Annotated in this window: 15 protein-coding genes, 1 tRNA gene and 2 pseudogenes; 5 read left to right on the top strand and 13 right to left on the bottom strand. The window is 52.3% G+C overall.

Going from position 1 to position 16,084, the window contains the following annotated elements:
• From H8Q75_RS06025 to H8Q75_RS05990, 8 genes and pseudogenes are all read right to left on the bottom strand, one after another.
• Nucleotides 1-366: pseudogene (locus tag H8Q75_RS06025) on the bottom strand (aminopeptidase); the annotation flags it as partial.
• A 43-nt stretch (nt 367-409) separates the two neighbouring features.
• Nucleotides 410-634 (bottom strand): DUF167 domain-containing protein, encoded by a 225-nt coding sequence (locus tag H8Q75_RS06020; RefSeq protein ID WP_297040913.1) that lies wholly within the window; start codon nt 632-634, stop codon nt 410-412.
• 11 nt (nt 635-645) lie between these two features.
• Nucleotides 646-1,056, bottom strand: a complete 411-nt coding sequence (locus H8Q75_RS06015) for a hemerythrin family protein (protein WP_297040912.1) — start codon at nt 1,054-1,056, stop codon at nt 646-648.
• Nucleotides 1,040-1,918 (bottom strand): DUF4388 domain-containing protein, encoded by an 879-nt coding sequence (locus H8Q75_RS06010; RefSeq protein ID WP_024125022.1) that lies wholly within the window; start codon nt 1,916-1,918, stop codon nt 1,040-1,042. Before H8Q75_RS06010 ends, H8Q75_RS06015 begins: the two co-directional genes overlap by 17 nt.
• A 27-nt stretch (nt 1,919-1,945) precedes the next feature.
• Entirely contained in the window at nt 1,946-2,512 is a 567-nt protein-coding gene (locus H8Q75_RS06005; RefSeq protein WP_024125021.1) for an ATP/GTP-binding protein, read from the bottom strand.
• Nucleotides 2,513-2,545: 33 nt separating this feature from the next.
• Entirely contained in the window at nt 2,546-2,941 is a 396-nt protein-coding gene (locus tag H8Q75_RS06000) for a roadblock/LC7 domain-containing protein (protein ID WP_024125020.1), read from the bottom strand.
• A 63-nt stretch (nt 2,942-3,004) separates the two neighbouring features.
• Nucleotides 3,005-3,559 carry a protoglobin domain-containing protein gene (locus H8Q75_RS05995; RefSeq protein WP_024125019.1) on the bottom strand — a complete coding sequence of 185 codons (555 nt, stop codon included), beginning with the start codon at nt 3,557-3,559 and terminating at the stop codon, nt 3,005-3,007.
• 929 nt (nt 3,560-4,488) lie between these two features.
• Nucleotides 4,489-4,929 carry a cupin domain-containing protein gene (locus H8Q75_RS05990; protein WP_297040911.1) on the bottom strand — a complete coding sequence of 147 codons (441 nt, stop codon included), beginning with the start codon at nt 4,927-4,929 and terminating at the stop codon, nt 4,489-4,491.
• An 89-nt stretch (nt 4,930-5,018) separates the two neighbouring features.
• Between H8Q75_RS05990 and dapB the strand changes: the two genes are divergently transcribed.
• Nucleotides 5,019-5,834 (top strand): 4-hydroxy-tetrahydrodipicolinate reductase, encoded by an 816-nt coding sequence (gene dapB, locus H8Q75_RS05985; RefSeq protein ID WP_024125017.1) that lies wholly within the window; start codon nt 5,019-5,021, stop codon nt 5,832-5,834.
• On the opposite strand, the gene H8Q75_RS05980 is transcribed toward dapB, so the two are convergent.
• A complete protein-coding gene (locus tag H8Q75_RS05980) occupies nt 5,835-6,698 on the bottom strand; it encodes a Tab2/Atab2 family RNA-binding protein (RefSeq protein WP_024125016.1) in 864 nt (287 codons plus the stop codon).
• Nucleotides 6,699-6,971: 273 nt separating this feature from the next.
• Here H8Q75_RS05980 and H8Q75_RS05975 point away from each other — a divergent pair, with 273 nt between their 5' ends.
• A complete protein-coding gene (locus H8Q75_RS05975) occupies nt 6,972-8,417 on the top strand; it encodes an ammonium transporter (RefSeq protein WP_297040910.1) in 1,446 nt (481 codons plus the stop codon).
• Between the two features lie 698 nt (nt 8,418-9,115).
• Entirely contained in the window at nt 9,116-9,742 is a 627-nt protein-coding gene (trmB, locus tag H8Q75_RS05970) for a tRNA (guanosine(46)-N7)-methyltransferase TrmB (protein WP_041429655.1), read from the top strand.
• On the opposite strand, the gene H8Q75_RS05965 is transcribed toward trmB, so the two are convergent.
• From H8Q75_RS05965 to H8Q75_RS05950, 4 genes are all read right to left on the bottom strand, one after another.
• Nucleotides 9,739-10,443, bottom strand: coding sequence for a hypothetical protein (locus tag H8Q75_RS05965; protein ID WP_024125013.1), 705 nt, complete (start codon nt 10,441-10,443; stop codon nt 9,739-9,741). The genes trmB and H8Q75_RS05965 overlap by 4 nt on opposite strands.
• Before the next feature lie 5 nt (nt 10,444-10,448).
• A complete protein-coding gene (locus H8Q75_RS05960) occupies nt 10,449-11,336 on the bottom strand; it encodes an MBL fold metallo-hydrolase (RefSeq protein ID WP_051372811.1) in 888 nt (295 codons plus the stop codon).
• 701 nt (nt 11,337-12,037) lie between these two features.
• Nucleotides 12,038-13,327, bottom strand: a complete 1,290-nt coding sequence (sbcD, locus tag H8Q75_RS05955; RefSeq protein ID WP_024125011.1) for an exonuclease subunit SbcD — start codon at nt 13,325-13,327, stop codon at nt 12,038-12,040.
• A 5-nt stretch (nt 13,328-13,332) separates the two neighbouring features.
• Nucleotides 13,333-14,967, bottom strand: a complete 1,635-nt coding sequence (locus tag H8Q75_RS05950; RefSeq protein WP_024125010.1) for an alpha-D-glucose phosphate-specific phosphoglucomutase — start codon at nt 14,965-14,967, stop codon at nt 13,333-13,335.
• 461 nt (nt 14,968-15,428) lie between these two features.
• Here H8Q75_RS05950 and H8Q75_RS05945 point away from each other — a divergent pair.
• Nucleotides 15,429-15,501, top strand: a tRNA-Phe gene (locus H8Q75_RS05945).
• A gap of 11 nt (nt 15,502-15,512) precedes the next feature.
• Nucleotides 15,513-16,084: pseudogene (locus H8Q75_RS05940) on the top strand (cobalamin-binding protein); the annotation flags it as partial.

Raw genomic sequence — 16,084 nt, 5'->3', positions numbered from 1 at the left:
GTATAACCCTCGCTGAGGCTTCTCAAGGCGATAGTCAATGGCAATCAGCAGCACCTGATCGGGGCTAATCCCTAGGCTCTCATCGAGGGAAATATCAAGGAATTCGCCGTCGTAGTGGAAGGTTTGGGGTTGGTGCTGCACGGTCACGCCCTTGATCTGTTGCCCCACGGCATTGAGGCGTAGGTATCGCAATTGAGAATGGAGGGGGCGCAAGTGAATGTAGCACTGTCCCCAGCAGGTTTGAGCCTCTAAATCCAGCGTCAAATCAAGGAAAATATGTTCCACCCGCCCGGGGCGATCAGGACTATAGTGGGGGCGGGCACCACTTAGAACAAAGGATTTTGTAGGAGTGACATCAAACGTCATAAGGTTACCATCAGGCCGCACGCTGTTATTAGTCTAGATGCCCTTAATCCAGCAGTTCAATCACCTTATGGCGACTGGTGTAACCTTTAACCAACTGAATACGCGACTTGGGTACCCGAAAATACTCTGCTAAGACAGCAATCAGTTCCTGATTGGCTTTGCCATCATTGGCCGGGGCACGCACCGTAACCAGAAGTTGACCTTCAGGGGTAATCGAGACAGAAGATTGCCGTGCATTGGGTTTGACAATGACGTGCTTTTTACTCATCGATTCTTGGGCTAGCGGTGGGCACAGATATGCTGGCCAATCTCTTTATCAATTTTCATGATGTGGTTGACCAACCAATCCGCCAATTTACCATGAATCATCACGGCAACAGACTCATCCGCTTGACTGTGGCGATACTGCTGCTGCAGCTCCTCAAAGAGCCCTATGAATTGTTCATGGGCGCGATGGTTGACCTCTGCGAGAGGACACTGATATTTCTTGGCACAGCTTTCCTCGTGCTCAAAGTGCCACTCAGCGTAGTATTTCATAAACACAATGAGCTGTTTAATCCGAGAAGCCCCCCGCCCCTGTTCAATGGCATCGGCAAGATCATTCATCGCGGTCACTAGCTCCTTGTGCTGAATGTCAATTGTCGGCACGCCAGTACTCAGGCGATCTGTCCATTCAAAGCGTTGTATCATTCCCTTTGGCTCCATAGGAAGCGTTCGCATGGGTTTTCGTTTTTAGGAATGTCAGGAGTCCCTCCAAAAAGGAGCTGCTGATTTCTGTCGTTTCACTAAGTGCAGGCTCAGTAGCAGAGGGTGCACTAATGCCCGCAATCTCTTCGGCAATGCCCACCACCGTTAAACGGAAGCAGATTTTCTGTACCTCCAGAATCGGTAAGTTCAAAGCATTGCTAATTTCCTGAAGCGTCATTGTGCCTTTGGCGTACTCCCACACTTGCCACTCATGGCGATTTAGACGGTAGGGGGGCTGTCCCTGAATTGTGCTGGCGATCGCTGAACTGGGCAAGGGCAGCTTATCCATCAAGGCTGTCCAATCCCGCAGGAGTCGTAGACCCGCTAAGGAAATGTCCATCGGTGAGGCACTGAGTCCCGTCATTTCATGAAAGGGCAGCGGATGGTTGGCATCAAACTTGAACCAGCCCTCATTGAGACTAAAGAGCTGAGGAATCGGTGTCAGTACCTGCTGCTTAAACAGTAACTGAAGTTGTTCCGGGTCAAGGGCACCCTGTGTTTTTAGGCAGAGGCCAAGGGAACCCGTGAGGGAACAAAAGGGCAGGAGGCGTTGGATCGTTGTGGGACGGAGCCATCCCCGCTGCTCAATGAGCCGTTGCAGTCCTTGATGATCTAAGCTTGTTGTTGCTGCCACAATCTGACCTAAGCGAAAGAAAATATAGTACTCCTGCGCCTGGGGGATGAGTGGCATCATCCCTACCATTTCCACTGGTTTAATCGAGAGGCAGCCTGTTTTTTGCCCTTGCTCCAGAAAACGAAAAATTTCCCCCAAGGAGAATTCCGATAGATAACCTGTAATTTTCATACATTCCCCCTATTGAGTGATTTTGTTCTAAGTGGTGAGTGCACTGTGGTTTAATTGCGAGAATTGGGCACGGGTATAGGCTTGAATGAGTGCCATCATGGCCGCAGCAACAGAAGACTTCTCCAAGGCATTGACTGGCAGCATCGGTGGGCGACGATGGGGACTTAGGTAGCCAAGGGCGATCGCGATCTCTTCAGCAGGCCAAGCATTGGGATTATCGGCATGGCTCAGACCCACTAGCATCGGAATCTTTGTGCGATGGCGCATAAAGGCCAAAATCCGGCGTGCCGCTCGAAAATCTTGGGGACGGTGAGAACTCACCAGCAGGATAAAGGCATGGGCTTTGCGAATGAGAATATCCCACATAAAGTCAAAGCGTTCTTGGCCAGGGGTGCCATACAGATGCAGGGCAACATTGGGGCCAAACTGAAGCCGCCCAAAATCCATCGCCACTGTTGTCTTTTCCTTGAAAGCAGCAATTTCATCCGTTGCCTTGCGATCCGTATCCACTGGTTCAATTTCGCTAATAGTGCGGATGAATGTGGACTTGCCTGCCCCTACAGGCCCTGTAATGACAATGCGCATAATTTCCATAGATTGCACCTCGATTTTGCCAGTCAGGGTGGCTTAAACATTCACTGCCGAACTCACAGCCGTGAGTTGGTTTTGCAGCTCGGCCAACACATTTTTAATTTCAAGGTTGATAATTCCCAACTTGGCAGAGGCATCCGCTAGCACCAGAAAGACCGCATCTTCAGTACAACTAGTGAGAATGCCATAGCCATTGCTTCCCTCAACCAAAATTCGTTCCACTTGGCCACGACTCAGTTCTCGGCCAATCCGCTCTCCTAGGGACAGCATTGCGGCTGACATTGCAGCCACCCGTTCATCGTCCATTCCCCCCGGCAAGGTTGCGGCCAGCGTCAGACCATCGGGAGATACAAGGGCTGCCCCTTGGACATTACTGGCATTGGCAACAAAGTTTTGCAGTGTGGCTTCCAGTTTTGCAGCGTTAATCGGCATGGTTGAATCCTCTTGAAATACTCCTGCAGAATTTTGAACAGTTAGCTCTCCTTGTCGGGAGACCTACATAGCAGCAGCACCGGTGGCAATGAGTCGCTGAAACAGTGCCTGTGTCCAACCGGTTTCTTTGAGCACTGCTTGGGAAGAAACTTCAAAGTAGGCCTGCTCAATAAAGGCAAGATCAATCATGCAAATTTTGCCAAGGGCGTCACTGAGGGCTTCGGATTTGTTGGCTTCCCTTAATTTTTGGCGTACGGCATTCACCACAACTGCCATTGCAGGCACCACGTGCTGCGGGCCAATTCCAATGCGCACATGGACAAGGCCAATTTTCCAGCGTCGCTCAGCATAGGCTTTGCCCCAACTGTCCATTCCTGTGAACATTTCATAAAACCAGTCCACAAAGGTTTGGTGCAGACGATGGATTCGCCCCTCCGTGGCATTGAGGATAGCGTTCATTTCTTCGTCACGGCCTAGATAGTCATAAAAAATATCCGCCATTTGCGGAGCAATTTCTTTCCCCCAAGGGGCGGCCTCAGCTAACAGCGATTTGTCTTCATCGGTCAACTGGACTCGTCGTACCATTGTTGCCATGAAATTGATTGGCTCAATTGTCATCTCCTTTACCTCGAAACACTGAATGACTGCTGAATGAATTTAGTTAGTAGATGTGAATTGACTGATTATGCATAATTTAGTGATGAGAATTCAGTCAAGCGGTTGCTCTTACAAGCTAACAAAAAAATCCCCCAAGGCCTGAAAATTTCAGAAATGATTAAAGGTTCCCCCTGTAAAATACAAGTGCTGCTGACCTAAAGCGCTGCCTTAGATGCTTAAAATACTTTTCCCCACACCATAATACTGCAACCCTAGCTCAGGGGCCGCCTCTTTCATATCACTTCAATACGGCAGTCAAAGCTGTCAATGAAGCTAGGAAGTGTGAAACCGGCTCACTGATAACCCTCTAGCGTAGAAACAGGTTGTTTATGCAGAGTATCCTCCTAACTCTCTAATGGAAAGAATAGCTTTACTCTTTGGTTTTTGACTGTATCCCTGGGCACACTACACAAAATCAAATAATTAGATGTGTTTTTTAATTATTCTTTAGATTTTTAGTTTATTTTTGTGTAGAAATGAAAGCAGCTTTTTACAAAATATCCCCACTGCCTTGACCCCATTCTAGGAAATATGACACCCTTGCATTGTTATTCATCTAGCAATTCTTGGGCAATGATGGGTATTTATCTTGAAAACGGGAAGATAGTTGTACGTCCGATCCCTTGACCTAGCCGGGGGAAATAAAAGCCAAGCTGCAACAGCTCGGTGCCCAACTTGACCAACCCAAAGCAAGGGCAGATCAAGCTGATGAAGATGTCAAAGCAGATATTGAAGCCAAAATTGAAGCCTTGAAGGCCAAGGGCGATAAACTCACTCAACAATTGGCTGCCCTCAAAGCAGGGGGAGATGATGCTTGGGAGTCCATCAAAGCGGGGTTTGAGGACGCGTGGGAGGAGTGGAGCAAGGCCTTTGAGGAAGCAGCCAGTCAGTTAGCACGAGTAAGTACTTTTGGGGTTCCAGCCCTCGATGGTTACATCGACGCGATCGCTCTCGTGGGACAGCGGTGCAATATTTAAGTAATACAGGGGCTGATCAGGGGATAAGTTCCGCAGCCAATGCAGACATTGGGCATCCACATGGACATAGGAGCCAGTTTCTACGGGAGTGCGTCTCAACGCTGTGGCAGCCACCGAGTTAGCAGGGGGTGTCATGGGGCAGGTAATGAGCTCACCCACACCCGACACAATCAGGAAAATATCATCGCCCCGCTGGTGGTAGTGGGGATAATTGGCTTGTCCTGGTTCGATGCGGTAGAGGCTAGAGGCCAGTTCAGGGTTATGGTGATCCAAGGGACAAACGGCATAGCCAGGCCGCTTGGGTGTCCAAGTTTGACAGCGCTCAACCAACTCAGGAAAAGAAAAAACTAACATTGGCTTTTCAGGACAAATCTTCACCACTGGGTTATTGTATCGCTAAGCGATCGCGCTATCCTAGCCTCTGGTCTGTGTCGGAGTTTTGCATGAGTACACCTATTCCAGTCATTGTTGTTGGCGCCCTCGGTAAGATGGGGCGCGAAGTTGTTAAGGCTGTACACCAAGCACCCGACACAGCGCTCTATGCCGTCGTCGATCGCAAGCAGGTGGGAGAAGATATTGGCAAGGCTTTGGGGCTAGGGGCATTAGAAATTCCCATTAGTGGCAGCTTGCAAGAGGTGTGTGTGGCGGCTGCCCAAGAAAAACAACCCGTGGTCATGGTGGACTTCACCCATCCCCAAGCAGTGTACGAGAATGTGCGCATGGCGATCGCCTATGGGGTGTATCCGGTGGTGGGCACAACAGGTCTGAGTCCTGAACAAATTGAGGAACTGGCCGAGTTTGCCGACAAGGCCGATCTGGGGGTGGTGATTGCGCCGAATTTCTCCATTGGCATGGTGCTGCTCCAAGAGGCGGCCATCCGCGCCAGCCAATACTTTGACCATGTGGAGATCATTGAACTCCACCACAATCAAAAAGCCGATGCCCCCAGTGGTACTGCCCTGCAAACCGCACAGCGTTTAGCTGAATTGGGCAAAACCTTTAACCTGCCCCAGGTGCAGGAATCGGAACATCTGACGGGGGCGCGGGGGGCCTGTGCCGCGGCTGAGATTCGCATCCACAGTGTTCGCCTGCCGGGATTAATTGCCCATCAGGAGGTGATTTTTGGGGCACCGGGGCAAATTTATACCCTACGCCATGACACGAGCGATCGCCAGTGCTATATGCCGGGGGTACTGCTTGCCATTCGCAAAGTCAGGCAACTTAAACGCTTGATCTATGGCCTTGAGAAGCTGCTCTAATCAAATTTCAGGAGTTTGCTGCAACAACCAAAAGCCCTGCAGGGTCTCCTGTGTCGGTTGTTCCTTGACTGCGATAAAGTGCAGTCCTTGGCTTTGGGTGCAGGCGTCCTTAAAGGCCGCCAGTTCCTTTTGAATCTGAGGATTGCGGCCACTAATGAGAACCCAGCGATCGCTCGCCCCCGTTTCCAAAATCAGCAACGGCTGCGGTGTCTCCTCAAAACTGAGAGAGGCCGGCTCTAACCCCGATAGCCAACCCGCCAAGGGCAGTGCCCGCTGCGAATAGATAATTAACCCCGGCAGTAGCACATCGTCGCTGAGGGTCAAAAAGGGCAGAGGTGGTACCTCACCAAAGGGCAGTTCCCATTCAGGGGCCGTTTTAATTTCCCCAAGAGGGAGAGCACTAAATTGCCAGCGATCCCCCCGCAGAGCTGATGGTAGAGGTTGCGGTGCAGGGGGCATCAACTGGGGTGGCGTTGCCAGCTCCGCTTGGTAGTTGGGTAGGGTTGGATAGAAGTTTGTGGCGCGATCGCGCAGCCAATCATAGAGGGCAAACGTGCGCCGACTCGGTACCATCACTAATCCTGCAGCTTCTCCCCCCCGCGTAATAATGCTGGTCATGGCTCGGCGAAAAAAACGCACTCGCTGGGGTTGAACCCCCTCTGCCAGGCCCAGTTGCTGTCGCCATTCAACCATGGCTTCCTTAAGCGCCGCCGCTAACCAGCGGGCATTGGCTTCAGCTCCTGCACAGGTTTTGCTGAACTGAAATTGTTGCTGGCGATCGCAAACCAGCAGCTCCCAGATTTTCTTGTTGTTTTCATCCACCAGGGGACGGGAATAAAAATCCAACTCCCAGATCGTATCCATTCACACCTAGTTAGGAACGTTAGCTGCAAACTTGATGGGACTTGCCTTTCCTAAGGATAGGCGGTTTTGGTCATCAAGGTAAATGTATAACGCGATACAGATTTTCCAATCTGAGAACTGATGCAATCAGAAACTAACTGCGGGTCAATGCTTCGCTTGGCTCAAGTCAAACAGCAGCCAGATGACTTTCTGGTGCAATGGTGCTGCAACTGCGATTTCTCCTCCGCTGAACTCATGCGCAACTCGACTCCATAACCGTTATAACCGTTGAGAATGAAAGCGATGTCCAAGTTAAAACTGAAACGTGCTAGACGGCAAAAGCGCCCGTTACTAAACCTCGACTGGCAGCCCAATTTTCGTTGGCGATCGCCCGCCCTGGTCGCCTGCATTCCCCTAGCTTTAATCATTGTGACTGTTTGGGGAGTGGCTGCTCAGGCCCAGGATAAACCCCTCACCCCTGAAGACGTTCAAGGAGTGCTCAATACTATTTGGGTATTGGTGGCAGCAATTCTCGTGATTTTCATGAATGCTGGCTTCGGCATGTTGGAAACTGGCTTCTGCCGCCAGAAAAATGCTGTCAACATTCTTTCTAAAAACCTAATTGTTTTTGCCTTGGCCACCCTTGCCTACTGGGCAGTTGGTTTCTCCTTTATGTTTGGTACGGAGGGCAATGCCTTTATCGGCTCAGGGGGCTTCTTCCTCAGCAGTGAAAACCCAGAAACCTATGGCCTGAAGCCCTTTCCAGAAGGATTGGTCATTTCAGTGGCTTTCCTCTTCCAGGCAGCCTTTGCAGGCACAGCGGCGACGATTGTCTCCGGTGCCGTGGCGGAGCGCATTAAATTCGTCGACTTTTTGATTTTTAGTCTGCTGCTGACAGGAATCTCCTATCCCATTACCGGTCATTGGGTGTGGGGAGGTGGCCTGCTCAGTAATATCAGCTTCCTGGGCGAGGGGGTGGCTTTCAAGGATTTTGCCGGTTCAACCGTTGTCCATGCAGTGGGCGGTTGGTCTGCGTTAATGGGGGCCGCTTTTTTGGGGCCACGGATTGGCAAATATGCCGCCGACGGTACCCCCCAAGCCTTACCAGGACACAACATGGGCTTTGCCATGCTGGGGTGTTTGATTCTTTGGATTGGTTGGTTTGGCTTTAATCCTGGCTCACAACTGGCTGCCGACCAAGCAGTCCCCTACATTGCTGTAACCACCAACTTGGCGGCGGCGGCCGGTGGGATTGCGGCAACAATGACCGCTTGGCTAGCTATTGGTAAGCCCGATCTTTCCATGATTATCAACGGTATTCTGGCGGGCCTAGTGTCCATTACAGCAGGCTGTGCAGGTGTATCTTACTGGAGTGCCGTAATCATTGGTGCCATTGGCGGCGTCATTGTGGTCTATTCTGTTCTCTTCTTTGACCGCATCAAAATTGATGATCCCGTCGGTGCCACCTCTGTTCACTTAGTCTGTGGCACTTGGGGCACCCTAGCCGTTGGCTTGTTTGACAAAGAGTTAGGCTTGCTCACCGGCCATGGGGTCACTCAATTGATTGCTCAGATCATCGGTATCTTGACCATCGGTGGCTTTACTGTGCTCCTGACCAGTATCTTTTGGCTAGCCTTAAAACAAACCCTTGGCATTCGTGTTTCCGAAGAAGAGGAACTCAAAGGCTTGGACATCGGCGAGCATGGCATGGAAGCCTACAGCGGTTTCTTGAAGGAGTAACTCGCCCGCCAATAAGTTTGGGGTCGTACCATGCCGCTGGACGATCCCATTGTCCTAGGTGGTTTTTGCTGTCCTCAGCTTTTGAGGGCAGTTTTTTTAATCTCTGCTTTTGACCATCAACCGAGGGGGAAGTGATCTACTGTGAGGGGATTGCTGCAGATGCTGCCAGAGCATCGCTGTCAATATTGATTTCTGCTCCAGTGGTCCAACTGAACTCATCAGCACCAAAGATGACAGCTATTGCAGCGACTTCCGCCGGCAGTCCAAACCCTCTTAAGGACGTATCCAACATGGCCATACTCTTTGAGCCAGTGCCAAGGATGGGTTCTCACAGGGGGATAAGGATTGCTGCTGGGTGAATAGAATGGGAACGCACGTTCATCCCTTGCTCAGCGCAATACAAGGCAATGGTTTTGGTGGGGTTGCCAACGGCGGCTTTACTTGACGCTTAGGCAGCGGCTGCCGGTATGCCAACAGGACCTGAACGTGGGGAGATGTGAATGTATCGAGCCAGGACCACCCATTGCCCGAAATGGTGTATTTGCAACCCAGAAACATGCCGTCAAAGTTTGTCCCATCAACTCAGCCCCCAGCTTTAAGGGAGGCATTTTCGGGATCCCGAGAGACAGTATTTTCCTCTGAGATAAGCTACCCTATAGCAGCAGTGCATTAGGGAGTTTTGGATGAGCGATCGCGCCATGGCGGTACGGGTGCGACAACACGTTAACCCTCTTAGTCAAAAATTCCAGCAGGACATTGCTGTTCCCGATTGGTCAAGGATTTACGAGCAACCCTCGCAGCCTTTACATCTGGATATTGGCTGTGCAAGGGGGACATTCTTGCTAGAAATGGCAGCACTTTACCCAGAGCAAAATTTTCTGGGTCTGGAAATTCGCTACCCGTTAGTGGTCGCCGCCAATGAGCGGCGCGATCGCCAGCAACTTCGGAACCTCCACTATCTTTGGGGCAATGCCAATGTCCACTTGCCCAAAATTCTCGGCGGCCTCCCCCTGCACACCGTCACGATCCAGTTTCCAGATCCGTGGTTCAAGCGCCGTCACCATAAACGCCGCGTCGTCACCCCTGAACTGGTGGCCATTCTTGCTGAACTCCTGCCCGCTGGTGGACGTGTTGTCCTTCAGTCGGATGTTTTTGAAGTGGCTGCATCAATGGTGCAACAGTTTCGTGCCCATGGCGCCTTTCGCTCAACCTGTACAGATTGGTTACCCCAGAGTCCTTGGCCCATCGCGACAGAACGGGAAAAATGTGTTCTCAATAAAGGATTGGCCGTTTACCGCTGGCAATTTGAGCGGTGGGCTGTCTAACTGGCCCTGAGATACTGCTGCCAATGAGCAACAATTTCTGGGGAGCCGTACCAAGGGGCATCGGGGCGATCGCGCAAACGGCGGCGAGGCGCATGAAGCACATTTTCATAGACCAGATTCTCTGCCCCTTCGAGGTGGGCGGCTGCCACTGGTGTCACCCCATCCCCCCAACAGGCACCCTCGCCACAGGTGAGTTTATAGCTTTGATACGTCAACCAATTGGCAAAGGAGCCGCGTGATGTCCCATAGATTGCTTTGCCCGCCAGACACACATAGCGAATTTGCCCGTAATAGGCACCGGGGTACGTGGTGTTAACAAAGTCCAGATTGCGACGCGTCCAACGCTCCTGACTCCGGTGGGGAGTACCCAACGTAATTAGCGTGTGCACCCATTTGTGACCCGCCCAAACTTTGCCATCATAGGGTTGATCCCCTAGGTAAATGCGGCTAATCCAGCCCCCCGCTGAATGACCAATGAGATGCACAGAAGGGGCCCCTGTTTCATTCAGAACACTCTGAATGGTGGTATCGAGAGCCCGGAGAATTGGCGCCACCGATCGCCCCCCCAATGTCGGCAACCACGAGCGTCCCCTAAGGGGGACCACCTCCACCACAAACCCCAACTGCCGCAGATCATCCCGCAAGGGGTAGTAGTCAGGGGCAGCCGCTAAATATCCCGGTAAAACAACGACAGGCAGCACAGGCGCTAACTTGCTTGAGGCGTTGCCGGGAAGTGTATCACATTTGGATAGACGGAAATAATGAGTCCCTCGCGAGCAAGCAGCGTCTGCGGAAATTGTGCCCGTGCCAACTCGCCAATGCGATCTAAACAGTCATCATCATGGCTGGGATCATGGTGAAACAAAATCAGTTGCTTGACCTGGGCCGCTTGGGCAAGCTTAACCGCCTCCTGCCATGTGGAATGCCCCCACCCCACCTTGCTCTGCTGCGGGTGATAGTATTCTTCATCGGTATAAGTGGCATCGTAAATCATCACATCCGCGCGATCCGCCAAGGCAAACGCCCCTGGATGTAACCTATCCGGCAAATGCTCCGTGTCTGTAATATAGGCCACATGAATGCCCTGCCAACTGACACGGTAGCCCACCCCCCCGCCCGGATGATTCAGAGCCTCATTACTCACCACTACACCGCCGTCTAGGTACACCCGCTCGCCCGCCTCCAAGTCATAAAAACGTAAATCTCCCCCCATAATTTGCAACGGAACGGGAAAGTTGGGGTGCAGCATTTGATCATTCAGTCGTCGTTCAATGCCCTGACCATTTTTCCCCGGCACTGCGTAGATATGGAACTGATTTCCCGGTACAAAAGCGGGTTGAAAGAAGGGAAACCCCTGAATATGATCCCAGTGGGTATGGGTAAAGAATAAGTGTGCCGTCACTGGCTGTTGACCCATTAGGTGCTCCCCAAGAACCCGCAAACCTGTACCGCCGTCAAGGATGATCCGTTGACCATTGGCTTGAATTTCCACGCAGGGGGTGTTACCACCATAGCGGACAGTGTGGGAACCGGGACAGGGAACACTGCCGCGCACACCCCAAAACCGAATGGTAAGTGGGTTAAACATGGGCATATCGCAAACTTTGATCGTAGTGTGCCACAGCAAACACACTTGACTTGTGATATGGATCATCCTCCTGCTGTGACGCTAGGAGTTGATAGAGTAGGGCCTAGGTGCCCCCAACCTTGAGAAAAAATCTTTTCTAAAATCCGCGAGTGCATATTTGCAAAAACATCACTGGATAAGTGAATAGAGGATTGTGTCGGCAAAGAAGAGGAAATATGCCTTAGGAAGCAAAGAACAGGAAACCCCAGATGTTCTTGGCTTCTACTGGCCTCACAGCTCTCGATGAATTGCAGCAGCCCCTAACCCCTTACATCTCAACCGCAGTCATCCCGTGGGTTTGCCAAAAAATTGCTGTTCTCAAGGCCCAAGAAGAACCCTGGCCCCCTATATCGTGCTGTGGTGCTGTAGCCGCCATATTCCCTGCCAAAAATTTGCAAATTTTTAGCAATAGTTCACTGCCCCTAGAGAGGGTTGGGTTCGGGGTTTTTTGAGAATCAACAGTCCTTCTCAAGGAAAAAAGGGGTCGTCGCAATGACTGACCCCGCCTGCCGATTCCTCAGAGAGGAGAACACTAAGACTTAGCCTATGCCAGATGAGAAAAAATGTCAATAATTTCGGAGAAAAAGTTTGCCCAGGCTCCCGGGTCCTCTTTTGCCCTCGGATGCCAAGCCGCTAGAAAGGTTGCTCAAGCTGAGGGGAGTTTTAGCCTAGGAGAGCAATTGCAGTTGCTCAATCACAGGTTCGGGCGATCGCGGTATCTGTGGCCCGTCTTGACGCTCCTGTTCAGGATTGCCCGCAAGGGTTTGGAGTGCCGCTAGCAGATCCTGCCGCAGGGGTTCAAGATCGGGGCGGTGATCTAGATACAGTTGCAGCGCATGGCTGGGGTCAAGGCATTGTTCGAGGGCAACTTCTGGCAGCCGGCCAATGGGCTCACTATTGGCAAGTTGGGGCAGGAGGCTGATGCTATGGGCGCTTTCAAGAGCCTTTTCCAATTCATGGAGGTTAATCAGGGGAATTTGATCGGGGCGCAGTTGATACATGACCCGCACCACGGCTTCGCTGATGTCCACGCTGGCGATCGCCGCCAAGAGGGCAGCTTGGGGATTGCGTTCCACCTCGGTTAAGTCCACACGAATTGTGCGGAAGGGGCGGGTGGGGAGGGGACAAAACTGAAATTCTGTTTTCCCTTTGACGAGGTTTACTAAGACATAGCCCTTTTCTTCCCCCTCTTCGCCAAAATCCACCCGCTCAATACTGCCGGAATAGACCACGGGTGGATCGTGACACAGGACTTGATGGCGATGGACATGACCAAGGGCAACGTAATCAAAACAGGGGCGTGCCAAGAAACCCAGGGGAATTGTAAAGCCTTTGCCCGCACTCAAATAGCGTTCAGAGCCGTACTGGGCGGTGTCCACCATAGCATGGGCAAGTAAGACGGTAGGTAAGGCAGGATCGAGTTGGCGAATTTCCCCCTCAAGGGCAAGGCGAAGCCGCTCTAGGAGCAGTTGATGCACATCCGCAAGGGAAAGGCCACTGGTTTCCGGCCGCGTGAGGAGTGTTGATCGCGTTAACCAAGGGAGGGTCATGACTTGAACACTGCCCTGGGGAGTGTCAATGCGATGGGTGGCCAAGCGATCGCCAACAATAAAGCCGGGTACCCCCAGGGTGCGATAGAGACTGAGGCTGGCGCCCCCCTGTCCTTGGGCGTGCTGATCGTGGTTGCCCACCAGCAAAACTGTGGGAATGTGGGCATCTGCCAAGCGGCGAAATTGGCTGGCAAAGGCTTCATGGACGAGGGGGGGTGGTGTTGCATCGGGAAAGGCATCGCCCCCAAAAAGCACCAAATCAACGGGTTCACTCAGAGCACGGTCAATACAGGTGGCCAGAGCAGCAATAAAATCCTCAAGGCGCGTATTCAAGCCCGTGGCAGGGTTAATGTGGCCATGACTGAGGCCACTGCCAAGGTGGATATCAGACACATGGAGAATTTTCATACCAATCAGGTAATGACGGTGGGGCGATCGCGACCCGTTAAGCCTTGGATATTTGCCACTTCATTGGCCAGTTGAATTAAATCGGCAAGTGCCGCTTGGGCATCGAGGTGTTGCTGGGCAGGATGGGGTTCAAAGCGCTCCAAATAGACCCGCAGCGTTGCCCCCTGGGTTCCTGTTCCTGACAGGCGATAGACAATGCGGCTGCCATCTTCAAAAACGAGCCGAATGCCTTGGTTTTGGCTGACGCTGTGATCCACTGGATCGGTGTAGCTAAAGTTATCAGCAGTGGCCACTGTGTAGGCACCCAAGGTCTGACCCACTAGGCTGGGAAGTTTTTGCTCTAGTTGGCTCATCAGCGTGTGGGCGCGATCGCTGTCGATGCCCTCATAGTCATGGCGCGAATAATAGTTGCGGCCATAGGTTTGCCAGTGAGCTTTGACAATCTCGGCCACAGAGGTTTGGCGGACGGCCAAGATATTCAACCAAAAGAGCACAGCCCAGAGGCCATCTTTTTCGCGCACGTGGTTGGAGCCAGTGCCAAAACTCTCCTCACCGCAGAGGGTTGCTTTACCGGCATCGAGGAGATTACCAAAGAACTTCCAGCCTGTGGGGGTTTCGTAACAGTCAATACCAAGCTTAGCAGCAACGCGATCGGCCGCTTGACTGGTGGGCATCGAACGGGCAATCCCCGCTAATCCATCTTTGTAGCCGGGCACAAGTTGGGCATTGGCCGCCAGAATAGCTAGGCTATCACTGGGGGTTACAAAACAGTTTGCCCCCAAAATCATGTTGCGATCGCCATCGCCATCGGAGGCAGCCCCAAAATCCGGCGGATGCTCACCAAAGAGTTGCTGCACCAAGTCATGGGCATAAACCAAATTGGGGTCGGGATGCCCACCGCCAAAGTCCGGTAGCGGCACACCATTTTGAACCGTGCCTGGGGGTGCTCCCAAGCGCTTTTCCAGAATTTGCTGGGCGTAGGGTCCTGTAACCGCGTGCATGGCATCAAAGACAAGGCGCAGCTTCCCTGTACGGATCACCTCGGCAATGCGATCAAAGTCAAAAAGGGTCTCCAGCAGCGCTTGATAATCAGCCACGGGGTCAATGACTTCAACAATCATTTCACCCAAGGGAAACTCCCCAAGGGTGTGCAGATTCACATCGGGTGCGGTGTAGATTTTGTAGTGGGTGAGGGCAAGGCTGCGCTCATAGATCGCATTAGTGACTTTTTCGGGAGCAGGTCCCCCATTGGCAATGTTGAACTTGACGCCAAAATCTCCCTGTGGCCCTGCGGGGTTGTGACTGGCTGAGAGAATAATGCCCCCCACTGCCCCATACTTGCGGATCACGCAGGAGGCGGCTGGGGTTGAAAGAATCCCATTCTGCCCCACCTTGACCCGTGCAAAACCATTGGCTGCCGCCATTTTGAGGATGACTTGAATCGCTTCGGCATTGAAGTAGCGACCATCACCCCCGAGGACAAGGGTCTGCCCCTGCGGTGCCTCAATGGTGTCAAAAATTGCTTGAATAAAGTTTTCCAGGTAGTGGCGCTGCTGAAAAACAGGTACTGGCTTACGTAAGCCAGAGGTACCGGGTTTTTGATCCTTGAAGGGAGTGGTGGCAATAACTTGAATACCCATTAGGAGACTCCACAAGGGGACTGTCACTATAAGGGCAGCTTAGTGGGCTCGCGAATTGTGGTCAAGCCCCAGACTCAGGCAGTAACCAGGAGCGGGGTAGTCATCCTCCTCCCCTGCCCTCAAACCTTTTGCCCTGAGGCCCTTCGACAAAGGTGTCCTGACGGAGGAGATTCAGGGTTAGCCACGAATCACCCCAAAGCTTTTAGGTACATCGTTGTTCTGAATCCGAGCAGCATCCTCCTCAATAGGAGCGTCGCTCGATAGGCGGTGTTGTTCTAAAACCGAACACAGATAAGGAGTGGAGCCTCTAGCAGATGTTCGGCGCAGGGGTCTTCTAAGGTTGTAAGCGATCAAGCATGGTCAGACACTTCAGGCGAGACATGGTGGCATTCCTAGAAATGATTGCCCGAGAGACTTGTCATCGCACCTAGACGCTTGCTAAAATCATAAAGCACTTTCAAGCCGGGATAGCTCAGTTGGTAGAGCAGAGGACTGAAAATCCTCGTGTCGCCAGTTCAATTCTGGCTCCTGGCATTAGCCCTAAAATGCGCCTTGTTTCTCTTCTGCCCAGTGCCACAGAAATTGTTGCTGCTCTGGGGTTGCTGCCGTTTCTTGTGGGTCGCAGCCATGAGTGTGACTATCCGCCTGCAGTCAAGGCATTGCCTGTCTGTACCCGGGCTAGGTTAGATGCCCAACAGTCGAGTTTAGCCATTGATCGAGCGGTTCAGGATCTGCTGCAAGCGGCCTTGGGCATTTATGACTTAGACCTGGCGACTCTGCAAGCGCTAAAACCCACCCACATTATTACCCAAGATCAATGCGATGTGTGTGCGGTTACCTTGGCAGAGGTCCAGCGGGCGATCGCCGAACTTCTGGAGCCGCCACCGCAGTTAATTTCTCTCCAACCCCATTGCCTTGAGGATGTCTGGGAAGATATCCGACGGGTGGGTCTGATCCTGGGGGTTGCTCCAGACCCCCTGCTGAGTGACCTGAAAGCGAGGATTCGCGCCTGTCAAAGCCGGGTGAGCGATCGCCCCCGCCGCCAGGTGGTAACTATTGAATGGATTGACCCCCTCATGGCCAGTGGCAACTGGATCCCAGAATTAATTGCACTGGC

This window comes from Thermosynechococcus sp. OHK43 (assembly GCF_014466085.1).
Classification (GTDB): Bacteria; Cyanobacteriota; Cyanobacteriia; order Thermosynechococcales; family Thermosynechococcaceae; genus Thermosynechococcus.
Note: the sequence above shows the minus strand (reverse complement) of the source record. Positions and strands in the feature narration are given on the sequence as shown.